The sequence below is a fragment of the Spiroplasma chinense genome, assembly GCF_008086545.1.
In the GTDB taxonomy this organism is placed as follows: domain Bacteria; phylum Bacillota_I; class Bacilli_A; order Mycoplasmatales; family Mycoplasmataceae; genus Spiroplasma_A; species Spiroplasma_A chinense.
This window is the reverse complement of the sequence record NZ_CP043026.1, coordinates 330,480-342,652: the sequence shown is the minus strand read 5'-3', so window position 1 is coordinate 342,652 and position 12,173 is coordinate 330,480. Positions and strand designations below refer to the sequence as shown.

Below are 12,173 nucleotides of genomic sequence, written 5' to 3'. Positions count from 1 at the left end.
AAAATTAGAGAGAAGGCAAACTATGAAAACTATAGTAATAGGTACAAACCACGCTGGTACAACAGCTGTAAGAACTCTAAAGAGATTAAATCCTGATATGGAAATCACAACTTACGATAGAAATGATAACATTTCTTTCCTAGGGTGTGGAATTGCTCTTTGAGTTAAGGGAGAAGTTAAAGATCCAAACGGACTATTTTACGCTTCACCAGAAATCCTTACAAATGAAGGGATTAATGTAAAAATGGAACACGAATGAGTTTCAATCGACAGTGATAAAAAAACTGTTAAAGTTAAAGACTTAAAAACAGGAGAAACTTTTGATGATAATTACGATAAATTAATTATTGCAACAGGAACTTGACCTTTAACACCACCAATTCCTGGAATTGATTTAGAAGGAGTTCAAATTTGTAAAAACTACCACCATGCACAAGCAATTAAGGCAGCAAATAATGATAAAAACATCAAAAAAGTTGCAGTTGTTGGAGCTGGATACATTGGGGTTGAATTAGTTGACGCATTTAAAGAAGCTGGAAAAGAAGTTTGTTTAATTGACGTTGCAGATAGAATTATGCCTCTATACTACGACCAAGAATTTAGTTCATTAGTTGAAAATGAAATGACTAAAAATGGAGTTAAATTAGCTTTAGGTCAAGGAGTTACTAAATTCGAAGGTGTTGATGGAAAAGTTACAAAAGTAATTACAGACAAAGAAGAAATTGATGTAGATTACGTTGTATTTTCAGTTGGGGTTAAACCTCAAACTCAACAACTTGAAGGAGTTATCGACCTTGATGAAAGAGGAGCTATCAAAGTTAATGAATTTATGCAAACAACAAACCCTGATATTTATGCAGTTGGTGATTGTGCACAAGTTTACAACGTTTCACTTAAAAAAGATACACAAATCGCTTTAGCAACAACAGCTGTAAGAACTGGAATAATGGCAGCTTACAACATTGTTAAAAATAACGAACTTACAAGCCCAGGATTTACAGGAGCTAACGGAATTGAAGTGTTTGGATGAAAAATGGCAGCTGTTGGAGTTTCAAAAGCTGCAGCTGATAGATTTGGAATTGAAGTTGAAGAAAAAACTTTCAAAGACAGTGATCGTCCTGAATTTATGTCAACATACAAAGATGTTTGAATTAAAATTATATGAGAAAAAGATTCAAGAAGAATTATTGGAGCACAAGTTGCATCAGAAAACAATCATACAGAAGTTATGTATATGTTTGCTCTTGCAGTTCAAAAAGGACTTACAATTGATGAATTACCATTAGTTGACATCTTCTTCTTACCTCACTTTAACAAACCATATAACTTTATTACACTAGCTAGTCTTGAAGTATTAGGACTTAACTACTTTAAAAAATAATAAGGCAAAATAAAAACCTTTACCTACATATGTAAGTAAAGGTTTTTTTTAATTATTACCTTCAAGTTTTTTGATATGTTCTTGGATATCTTCTTGACCAAAACTGGCTTTTCCAAGTTTTAATTCAATTTCATCAATATAACTTTTTGTTAATATTGCGTTTTTCATTTTAAATTCAAGAACATGGCCTCCGCTTGTAAGTTCGCTAGTAACATAATGAAAATGAACTCCTTCAACACCAACTGTATTTAAGTATTTAGGAGTATAAAAACCCACAATAGTTCCTTTGTTATTTTCGAAAGTAACTGTTTGTTGAACGTCTTTAATTTCAAACATTTTTTTGTATGGTTTTTCTTGTTTTTTAACAGATCTAGTGGTTATTGTTTCAAACTCTCCTTCAATTTTTATAGCAATAATTTTTGAAGTTTCTCCTTTTTCAATTTCTTCCATAACTTGATCAACGTTAAGTCCATTTAATTCCATTTTTTCGTCTTCTACAAAATTACAAATTGATAAAAACGGAGAAGTGTATGATTCATTAATCACACTTAAACTACCATCCATTTGAGTTTGATAAAAGTTTTTATCCAGAACTATCATTTCTCCATCTAGTCCTTCAAAAGTTCCTAAACCAAAGTCTCCTTTAGTTTTAAAATCTTTAAAATTGATTTCTCCATCATAATTACCGTGCATTAAACTGGTAATTGTTGAGTATTGAAATAATTTTGTTGGCATATTAGTCAACTCCTTCTAAAAGCATGTTTCCTAAAATTCCATTATCTGTGTAATCAATTGGCACATTTACTATAGCTACACCTTCATAAGAAAGTGCTTCTCTTAAAACACTTTCTAACTCATCTGGTGATTTAACATCAAATCCTTTTGCACCGAATGCTTCAGCATATTTTGCAAAATCAACTGGTCCTAATTCAACAGCTGCAGATTTACCATATTTTGCAACTTGTTGGAAATCAACCATGTTATATGAATTATCATTTCAAATAATGTGAGTAATGTTTAATTTTTCTCTCACAGCTGTTTCAAGTTCTTGTCCACTAAACAAGAAACCACCATCTCCAGACATTGAAATTACTTTTTTACCAGGATTTAACAATGAACCTGCTATTGCTCAAGGTAAAGCTACCCCAAGAGTTTGCATACCATTTGAGAATAATAATTTTCTTGGTTCATAAGATTTGAAGTTTCTTGCCATTCAAATATAAATTGAACCAACATCAGTTGTGATTAAAGTATTGTTATCAATACTTGTAAAACTTTCATCATCAATTAATTGTCTTAATCTTCACATTAATTGTAATGGGTGAGTAATATTATCTCTATATTTGAATAGTTTTGTTATATTTTCAAATTTCCCTTTTAATTGTTCTAAGAATTTATTGTTTTCATCTGATAATTCGTATTTTTCTTCTTTTAACATACAAGCCATTTTTTTGATAGTTCTTTTAATGCTTCCAATTAATTCAACATGAGGTTTATAGAAGTTGTCAACTTCTGATAAAACTGAATCGATGTGATATATTTTTTTGTTTACATCTTTATTTCAAACTTCTGGGTCATATTCAATTGGGTCATAACCAACAGCAATTACAAGATCTGATTTATCTAACAATAAATCTCCAGGTTGATTTTTAAATAAACCAACTCTACCAAAGAATGTATCTTCTAAGTGTCTTGGAATAATTCCAGCTCCTTGGAAAGTTTCTACAACTGGTAATTTAACAACCGATAACAATTCACGAATTGCAGCAACAGTTGGATCATCACTTGATCTCATTCCTAATAGTAAAACTGGTAATTTAGCGTTTTTAATATCTTCTATTAATTTTTCCATTAATTCGATATTTGCATGTCCCATTTTTGTAACTATTGAAGGGCTCATTGGTTCAAATTCTGTTTCATCAGTTGAAACGTCCATTGGAATAGAAACAAATGCAGCTCCTTTTCTACCTGAATTTGCACTTCTATATGCATTTGAAAGCACTTCTGCCATACTATCTGCAGCTTCTACCTCTTCTGCGAATTTTGTTAAAGGTGCCATTGCAGCAACGTTTGCCATTGCTTGGTGACGTCTTTTGTTTGCGTCACGTCTTTTAACGTTACCTCCAATTGCTAAAACTGGGTCAGATTCACTTGTAGCTGTTACAAGACCTGTAGCTAAGTTTGAAACCCCTGGACCTGAAGTTACAAGAACAACTCCTGGTTTTCCTGAAATTCTTCCAATTCCTTGTGCTATTAAAGCAGCATTTTGTTCATGACGACAAACTATCATTTTAATTTTGTCTTTTCTATTATCTAATTCATCGATAACTTTATCAATTTTTGCTCCTGGTACAGTAAACACATATTCAACTCCGTGATTAATTAGTGTATCTGCTACCAAAGAAGCTCCTGTATTTTTTTTCATATTGACACTTCTTTCTATTACTTTATTAATTGTAGTCTTTTTTTGTAAAAAAAAATTTCACCACTACTTTTGAAAAAAAATTTCATAATGTTGTACATTTTTAGCAAATTTATGACGATAGTACTAATGGAGGTAAATTTCAAAACATGCGAAAACTTAAATTATTAGAGTTATTTTTACAAATTGATGATAACAACAAAATTTCAATAATCCTGGAAGAAATACTGCCCTATTACTGTGATAAAATTATAGAGATTTATAAAGAATCTGATAAAGTTATGAGTAAAAAAGAGAATGCGGGGCTAAATAAAGTGGTAACAGGAATAAGTAGCTATGTAAATGGCTATAAAAAGAAAAATAAAACTTGTACAGAACGTATCAAAGAAGAAGTTGCAAAATACAAAGTTATAGTAGAAGAACTTGAAAATAAGTTAGCTACTACAAAACAAGAACTTGATGAAACAAGAATTGAATTAGTAGAAACAAAAAAAGAACTTGCAGATACTAAACAATTACTGGCAAGCACTACAAAAACGTTTGAAAACATTGTAAAAGACTTAAGAATAGAGATAAACACTTTGAAAGAAAGAGTTTATCAAAATGATAACCAAACATTTTAATAACAAAAACCCAGTTTAACTAAACTGGGTTTTTGTTATTTATTATTCAATTGCAAGAATAAAAAATAGGTTTAAATATAAAGCTGTTTTTGAAACACAACATTAATCTTTCTTTTTTATAGTAAAAGTGAAGGATTTTACAAATAAAACAAACCTCTAATGAGGTTTGTTTTATAATTTTTCAACTTTCAAAGTAGAAGCACTTTCAAGTTCTTTTATTAAATTATGAGTAGCTATTTTATTCGAAAATGCTGTTGCACTTCCACAAATAATCCCGTTTTTTAATGAAGCTTCTATATCATTTGTTTCAATTCATTTAGCGACAAAACCAGCCATCATGCTGTCTCCAGCTCCAGCTGCATTGACAAGTTTTTTATTTCAACTGCCAATCTCACATTTTACCTTAGTGGTTTCGTTTATAAATACCGCGCCTTCTTCACCCATCGAAATTAATACATTTTTAACTCCTTCATGTAAAAGTTTTTCAGCAGCTTTTATAAGATCTGTCTCGCTATTAATTTTAATCCCTGTAGTCAATTCAAGTTCAGTTTTATTAGGTTTTATTAAGAATGGCCTTTCCTTAATAGCGTTATTTAGAGCTTCACCAAAAGCATCTATTACACAAAACGCCTTTAAATTATTTACTTTATTAACTATTCTTGCATAAATATCTGAATCAACTCCTTGCGGTACACTTCCTGCAGCAATAACATAGTCGTTTGGATTTACATTTTTCTCTAAATAATTAAATAATCTTTCAATATTTTCTTCAAGAATCATAGGACTCTTTGCGCTACACTCAGTTTGATTATCATCAATTAGTTTTAAATTAATTCTGATATCTCCCTCTGATGGAAACTTTTTATATTTAATCCCTATTTTATCTAAATCATTATAGAAGAAACTTTCAAATTCTCCATTTGTAAAAACTATAGATTCATTATCAACACCAATGTTATTCAATAACATAGACATATGAATACCTTTTCCTGCAGCATATATTTCTGTTTCTATAGGTCTATTAGTTTCTCCAATTTTTAAATTATCAAACTTAACAATGTAATCCAATGAAGGACTAAGAGAAATTATGTATATTTTATTTTTCATATTACCACTCAATTTCTATTTTTAAACAGTAGTGATTCTAGGGTCTAAAAGTTTTTCTTTAATTTGTAAATTATGAATATCGTTAAATAACCCATCTCTATAATTTGTTAGATCTTCATTGGTTACTTTTTCTAGAGTTGACAGTTTGTCATTGTACTTGTTAAAGTATTTTTCAGTAACTTTTGCTAACTCTTCATTGTTTACATTTAATTCTTTTTCTATTAAATTATTTTTTTCATTTAACATTTTAACTTTATCTTCTTTATATTCGAATGAATTTTGAAGTTTTAAAAGTTCTTGACCGTGTTGTCTTTTTGCCACCACGTTACTTGCTAACAATGTTTGAGCTTTGTTAAATGATTTTGCTAATTTATCTTCTTTAATTTCTTGAATTCTTTTCAATTTATATTCGTAATTAGCTTTTTGAATAATTGTTTTACTACATTTACTTGTAATTTTTTTAAGTTCTTTAAGTTCTAAAATTGATTTTGTTAAATCTTCATAAACCTCATTAATTTGTTTTTGTCTATCTGATGTAACAGATTTTAGACTTAAAATAATTTCCTTTTTCAATTTTGAATCTTTTTGACCTTCTTTTACACTATTTAAATATGATTCTATTTGTTGTTGTGTTGGCTTATCTAGATCCAATTTAAGTAAGTCTATTTTTTCAATAATGTCTTTATTTAATTTTTTAGTGTTAACTTTTTTAATTAATTTTATAAGTTGTTGAGCTTTAAAGTCAACTTCTCCTTTTAGACATAATTCTTTATTCATTAATTTAATAGTTTTTTTAGCTAAACTTAATTCTGATTTTTCTTCTACTCAGAATACATAAGTTATAGCAATACCTAATCCAAGTGAAGCCATATCAATTAGGATGGCTGGCACTAAATCATCTGAATAAGCTAGGAAACCAACTATTCCTCCAAGACCAGCTAAGTTATCTAAATCAACTCCAAAGATACCGATTAATCATCCACCAATTGCTCCAGCGATAACTCCTGTGAAGAATGGTTTTCCTTTTGGTAAATTAACTCCGTAAATACATGATTCAGTTGGTCCTGAAATAATACCAGGTAAAGCAGCTGAGAAAGCAGCAGATTTATCTATCATTTTTTTACTTTTTAGTCCAACAGCAATTGTTGCACCCATTTGTGCTCAAGCTGCTGCAAAAGCAGCTGCTAAGAAAATTGAAGGCACAGGTTCTGCTTGACTTAACTCTGTAACTGCTGCAAAGAATAATATGTTGTGCACACCTAAAACAACTAATGGTTGTCATGTTGCTCCAACAATCATTGCACCAATCCCTACTGGAAGATTCATAAATCAACTAAATGATACTAACATAGCGTTTTCTAGCACTCCCATTAATGGTCCTGCTACGAAAAATGCCATTAACCCACCAACTAATAATGTTAAAAATGGATTTAACAAGAAGTTAGCCACAGGGTGTAAATATTTTTCTAACATTTTTTGTGAATATGCCACAATAACTCCCATTACTATAAACACTAATATAGTAGAATAGAATGGTTTTAAAGTAATATTTCAATTTCCAATTGAGAAGAAATGCAATCCAGCTTCTGGAATGATAGGAGATACCATAATCAATGCCAATGCAATTGCTGTTGGTGTTTTTCCTCCCAAATATCTAACTGTTGATCACATTGCAATTGCACCCATCATTTTGAATCCAGTTCCTGCAATTACATTTAGGATGTAATCAAATAAATTGTAATCAACTCCCATAACACCATCATCACTAATGGCACTTACAGCTTTTGATCTAATTAGCAATTGTTGTAAGGCCATAATTAATCCCACACCAATTAAGAATGGAATCAATGGTCCAAAAATTGCTGAAACCGCCTTTAAAAATCTTTTATGCATTGGAGGTTTTTTACCTTCAAATACAGATTTAATTTCAAAATTAGGTTCTTCATTTTTTAATTTTGTTTTAAGTAATTGAGTAATACTTGAAACTTCAGCACCAATGATTATTTGTAATTCACCATTAGCAAATAAAGCTCCACGAGTATTTTCAATAGTTTTAACTTCACTAAGTTTTACAATACTTTCGTCAAATAATGTAATTCTCATACGTGTTGCACAATGGTAGACATCTTTAATATTTTGTGGTCCACCTATTTTGGCAAGTATGTTTTCAACAAGCATTTCTTGTTTTGTAATTTTACCCATCAAAATCTCCTTCTACGCAAATTGTTTTCACAATTTATGCAGGGATATATTTTCCCTTAAAGTCGGGGGGTATATTCTCGCTTATTAACGATGTTTCACTTTTAACATCTACTTTAATTCTGTTTTGCGAATTAAATTTACTTGAATCCATCAAAATAAAAGAGGTTCCTGAGTTTTTTATAACTCTTTCTTTTATTGTAGCTTCTTGTATATTTGTTGTATAAAACTTATTATTATCTAAACTGTTCATTCCGATAAATGCTTTATCAAAATGAAAATTATCGATAAATTTCAACGCTAATTCTCCAGCGGTAGCATGAGTTGAAGGAATAATTGTTCCTCCAACCAAACAAACCTGGATATCTTGTTCAATAAGTTCTAGCGCTATTGAAAAACCATTAGTCACAATTGTAACATTTTTTTTAGCAATAAACTTTAACATTTTTTTTGTGGTTGTTCCAGTATCTAAAAACACTAGATCTCCATCCTCTATTTGTTCAACTGCCTTTTTAGCTATCAATTCTTTTGCAGTTAAGTTTATCTTACTTTTTTCTTCATCAAATGGTTCTTGTGTTTTTTTAACACCATTTTCCAATGATTTAGCACCACCATACACCTTCATTATTAAACCTTCGTCATGTAATTCGTTTACATCACTAATTATGGTTTGTATAGTTGAATTTGTAAGTTCTGATAATACAACGTTTTTTACAAAACCTTTTTCCCTAATTATTTCAATAATTCTTTCTCTTCTTTCATCTTTAAGCAATGAATACCCCTCCTTCTTTAATTATAAGGTCAAAATTTTAAAAAGTTTAAAAAAGTTTAAAATTCTTTAAAAATGTTTAAAATTCTTTAAAAAACCTTTATAATTTTAATATAAGGAGAAGAAAAATGAAAGCAAGTTTGAAAGAAGAATTAATAAAAGCTAGAAATGGTAAGTATGCGGTTCCTGCATTTAACTTTGATAATTTAGAAATGATGAAAGGAATAATTGAAGCTGCAGAAGAACAAAAATCACCAGTTATTTTAATGGTTACTGAAAGTGCTGCAAAATACATGGGGATTGATAATGTTATTGCTTTTGCAATGGATGCAACAGAAAAATCAAACGTTCCAATTATTCTTCATTGAGATCACGGTTTTGATATTAAATTAATTAAAAGAGCAATTGATTGTGGATTTTCAAGTGTAATGTTAGATTCATCACTTAAACCATTTGATGAAAATGTAAAAGAAACACAAGAAATAGTAGCATATGCAAAAGCAAAAGGTGTGGAAGTTGAATCAGAAATCGGTCACGTTGGTGGAAAAGAAGATGATAGAGATTCAAAAAGCAACGGTTATACTGATGTAAACGAAGCCATTGAATTTGATAAATTAACTCAAATAGATGCTCTAGCAATTGCTGTTGGTACAAGTCACGGATTATTTAAAGGAGAAATCAAATTACAATTTGATTTAATTGAAGAAATTAGAAGTAAAATCGAAACACCTCTAGTACTTCACGGTTCAAGCCAAGTTCCTTTAGAAGATTTACAAAAAGCTATTGATTTAGGAATTACAAAAATCAATATTGGAACGGATTTAAAAATAGCTTGTGCGCAAGGACTTAAAGATTGATTTGAAAAAAATCCTTTAGGATTTGATGCAAGACAATACGGAAGAAATGCAATTAATTTTGTAAAAGAAGAGGCTATTAAAAAAATTATAGCTTTTAGATCAAATAACAAAGCATAAAAAAACAGCCTAGTATTCTAGACTAAACATATTCTGTCAAGTATAGAATGTGTTTTTTTATGCAAAATTTGGCTAAAGCTTGTATGAAAGAGTCAAGAGAAAACTTTACGCGCAGCAAGAAGTTTTCTTTTGTAGGTTAAGGAGAGAGTTTGAGAGAAACTAAGGGTGAAACCCTTTGGTTCTCTCAAAAAGACAACGCAAAAAATTGTGAGCTATCTCACTTTCTTGAAATTTTAAATTTAATTATATGTATTCCAAATTGAAGTTGGAGTAGCTCTGTGTTTAATTGTTATTCTATAATTATTATAATAATTAATATAATTATCTATTTGATCATAAACTTCATAATGATTATTTAATTTAATATGGTGAAGTCTTTCTGTTTTCAAAGAAGAAAAGAACGTTTCACACATAGCGTTATCTAAAGAGTTTCCTGCTCTAGAGCATGATTGTATGATGTTGTTATTTTTTGAATATTCAGCCATAAATAATGATGTGTATTGAAACCCATTATCAGAATGCATAATAATTTGAGTTTTAGGTCTAACCTTTTCAAATTTTTTTAATGTATTTTTTCAAATCATAAGGTCATTTTTTAGTGAAATGTGTCATGCAACAATCATTCCGCTATAAGCATCTTTTATGACACTTAAATAAGCAAATTTGTGATTTCCATATGGTATGTAACTCACATCAGTTACAAATAATTCATTGGGACCATATAAACCTCATTTTCTGTCAACTATATTTGGTATTCCGCTTTTTGTGTTTTTCTTTTCTTTAGGAACACTGTAAGAACGTTTCTTTCTTACAAAAGATTTTATTGAAAGAATTGACATATATCTTCAAACTTTCTTCTCCGAAGCTCTAACTCCATATTTATTGAATAAATCAATAGTAATTCTTGGAGCCCCATACATTCCCATGTTTTTTCTATAAATTTTTAAAATCTTTTTTGCGAGTGTTCAATTGAACTTAACTTTGTATATTTTTTTGCCGCGTTTTATTCATCTATAATAACTTGATTCTGTAATTTTAAAAATTCTGCACATCAAATACACAGGATAATATTTCCTGTTTTCATCGATAAAAACATAATAGGAATTTAACGTTACTTTGTCTTTTGATTCTTTGTAAATTCCTTGAACTTTTTTATGATTTCGTTCTCCATTTCAAGTTCCTTATTTCTTTTAAGTAATTGTGCAATTTGTTTATCTCTGGGATCTACACTATTAACTCTAATATTTGTGTGATTAGAACTGTTACCACTCTTAACTTCAAAACTAGCTTCTCCCTCGTTTTCAAATCTAATACAAGTTTGCCTTGCAGCGGAATATGAAACATTATATTTGATTGACAATTCTCTTCAACTTAAATCTTTTTTAAAATGATCATTTACAAGTCTTTTTCTTTGTTCTGGGGTTAAAATATTTGATTTATTACCTTTTTTGTTTGCCATAAAAAAACCTCCTATGCTTTTCATTATAATGATAATGTTTTTTTATCATTATAACTATACATAGGAGATTATATTCACTAGTATTCTAGACTGTTTTTTTATAAGATTTTATTCTTCATCTTTTGTTGCAAATTTATGATCTGCCATATGTAAAGCGATTGTTAATGGTTCAACAGTCATTTTACCTTTATTAGCATTTTGGTTTTCAATTTCTTGTACTGCTTTTGCCATAGCTTTTTCTGCCATTTCTGTTGCACTCATTTCCATTGTTGCAAATAAGTTTTTATAAGTGCTATCTTTGTCTGCGTTTTTTCCTCAATCTGCAATCATTTGTTGACTAATTGAATCATAGTCATAACCTACAACTAAAATACCTAATTTTTCAATTTCACCTTTATCATTGAATGTTGTAGTTAAAGCTTCTCTACCACCAGGAACGTCTTCGATTGCTTGTCTAGCGGCACGAGCCATTCCATCATTGTGAGCATAAACTACATCAACTTTACTTAACGCATCTCCAGATCCAAGTTGAGTTTTAGTTTTTTCATAAGCCATGTTATCAACTCAGTTACCTACCATTCCTTCTCCATTAAATCCTGCAGGAAGGTCACTAGTTCCGATTCAATCTCAGTTACCTGCGTTTTTAAACCCGTTATGTCTTTCTGGAACCCCATTCATTTCAGGAGTTCCTCACATTTCATATAATCCGTATTTTTCTTTATCAGGTTTACCAGCTTTTAAAACTTTTACAACTTCATCTCCAAGAGTTTTTGAACCTTTATCGTATTCTTGAATAACTTGGAAATTTGGTTTTTCATTGTCCGCTGCATCTGCAGAAAACGGAATATTTACTCCAATCAGAGGAACATTATTTTCATTAACATATTTAGCAGCTTCTCTTTCATTTTGATTGTTTTGACCAATAATAATTGCTTTTGCTCCACCATCAACCGCAGCTCTTGTGTTTTCTAATTCTTTATCAGCTCTTTGTTCTGAACTTGCTCATCTAACTTTATATTTTGAATTTAAAGTATCATCTTTTTTTAGATAATTTGTTGCTGTATCAATAAAATTTTGTCATTGAGTGTTTGGATTTTCTGGAAGAATTAAATAAATAACATCTTTCTTATCTCCACAAGCTACAACTGAAGTAACAGTACTACTTACTAGTGTCAATGTTGACAATATACTTAACATTTTTTTCATATCTTTTCTTTCTCCTTTAGATAATTAAATCTA

Annotated in this window: 11 protein-coding genes; 3 read left to right on the top strand and 8 right to left on the bottom strand. The window is 29.8% G+C overall.

All coding sequences use genetic code 4. The annotated features are described in order from the left end of the window. The first annotated feature begins 22 nt into the window (after positions 1–22). Positions 23–1,381 carry an FAD-dependent oxidoreductase gene (locus SCHIN_RS01545; protein WP_166507878.1) on the top strand — a complete coding sequence of 453 codons (1,359 nt, stop codon included), beginning with the start codon at positions 23–25 and terminating at the stop codon, positions 1,379–1,381. Between the two features lie 48 nt (positions 1,382–1,429). Here the strand turns inward: SCHIN_RS01545 and budA are convergent, their stop codons facing one another. Next, the gene (gene budA, locus SCHIN_RS01540; protein ID WP_166507877.1) at positions 1,430–2,116 is read right to left on the bottom strand and encodes an acetolactate decarboxylase; all 687 of its coding nucleotides are present in this window, start codon (positions 2,114–2,116) and stop codon (positions 1,430–1,432) included. A 1-nt stretch (position 2,117) separates the two neighbouring features. Further along, positions 2,118–3,806, bottom strand: coding sequence for an acetolactate synthase AlsS (gene alsS / locus SCHIN_RS01535; protein WP_166507876.1), 1,689 nt, complete (start codon positions 3,804–3,806; stop codon positions 2,118–2,120). 146 nt (positions 3,807–3,952) lie between these two features. Between alsS and SCHIN_RS01530 the strand changes: the two genes are divergently transcribed. After that, positions 3,953–4,426 carry a coiled-coil domain-containing protein gene (locus SCHIN_RS01530; RefSeq protein ID WP_166507875.1) on the top strand — a complete coding sequence of 158 codons (474 nt, stop codon included), beginning with the start codon at positions 3,953–3,955 and terminating at the stop codon, positions 4,424–4,426. Positions 4,427–4,597: 171 nt separating this feature from the next. On the opposite strand, the gene SCHIN_RS01525 is transcribed toward SCHIN_RS01530, so the two are convergent. The 3 genes from SCHIN_RS01525 to SCHIN_RS01515 are packed head-to-tail and all read right to left on the bottom strand — an operon-like array spanning position 4,598 to position 8,504. Then, on the bottom strand, positions 4,598–5,533 hold the full coding sequence (locus SCHIN_RS01525; RefSeq protein WP_166507874.1) for a 1-phosphofructokinase family hexose kinase: 936 nt from the start codon (positions 5,531–5,533) through the stop codon (positions 4,598–4,600). Positions 5,534–5,554: 21 nt separating this feature from the next. Next, entirely contained in the window at positions 5,555–7,735 is a 2,181-nt protein-coding gene (locus SCHIN_RS01520; RefSeq protein WP_166507873.1) for a PTS transporter subunit EIIC, read from the bottom strand. Positions 7,736–7,769: 34 nt separating this feature from the next. Further along, a complete protein-coding gene (locus SCHIN_RS01515; RefSeq protein WP_166507872.1) occupies positions 7,770–8,504 on the bottom strand; it encodes a DeoR/GlpR family DNA-binding transcription regulator in 735 nt (244 codons plus the stop codon). A gap of 125 nt (positions 8,505–8,629) precedes the next feature. Between SCHIN_RS01515 and SCHIN_RS01510 the strand changes: the two genes are divergently transcribed. Beyond that, positions 8,630–9,475, top strand: a complete 846-nt coding sequence (locus SCHIN_RS01510; protein ID WP_166507871.1) for a class II fructose-bisphosphate aldolase — start codon at positions 8,630–8,632, stop codon at positions 9,473–9,475. Positions 9,476–9,714: 239 nt separating this feature from the next. On the opposite strand, the gene SCHIN_RS01505 is transcribed toward SCHIN_RS01510, so the two are convergent. The 3 genes from SCHIN_RS01505 to SCHIN_RS01495 all read right to left on the bottom strand — a co-directional run bounded on the left by SCHIN_RS01505 (position 9,715) and on the right by SCHIN_RS01495 (position 12,140). Beyond that, a complete protein-coding gene (locus tag SCHIN_RS01505; RefSeq protein WP_243745727.1) occupies positions 9,715–10,563 on the bottom strand; it encodes an IS3 family transposase in 849 nt (282 codons plus the stop codon). A 23-nt stretch (positions 10,564–10,586) separates the two neighbouring features. After that, positions 10,587–10,934, bottom strand: a complete 348-nt coding sequence (locus SCHIN_RS01500) for a hypothetical protein (protein WP_166507819.1) — start codon at positions 10,932–10,934, stop codon at positions 10,587–10,589. A gap of 108 nt (positions 10,935–11,042) precedes the next feature. Further along, positions 11,043–12,140 (bottom strand): sugar ABC transporter substrate-binding protein, encoded by a 1,098-nt coding sequence (locus SCHIN_RS01495; RefSeq protein ID WP_166507870.1) that lies wholly within the window; start codon positions 12,138–12,140, stop codon positions 11,043–11,045. Positions 12,141–12,173 lie beyond the last annotated feature (33 nt).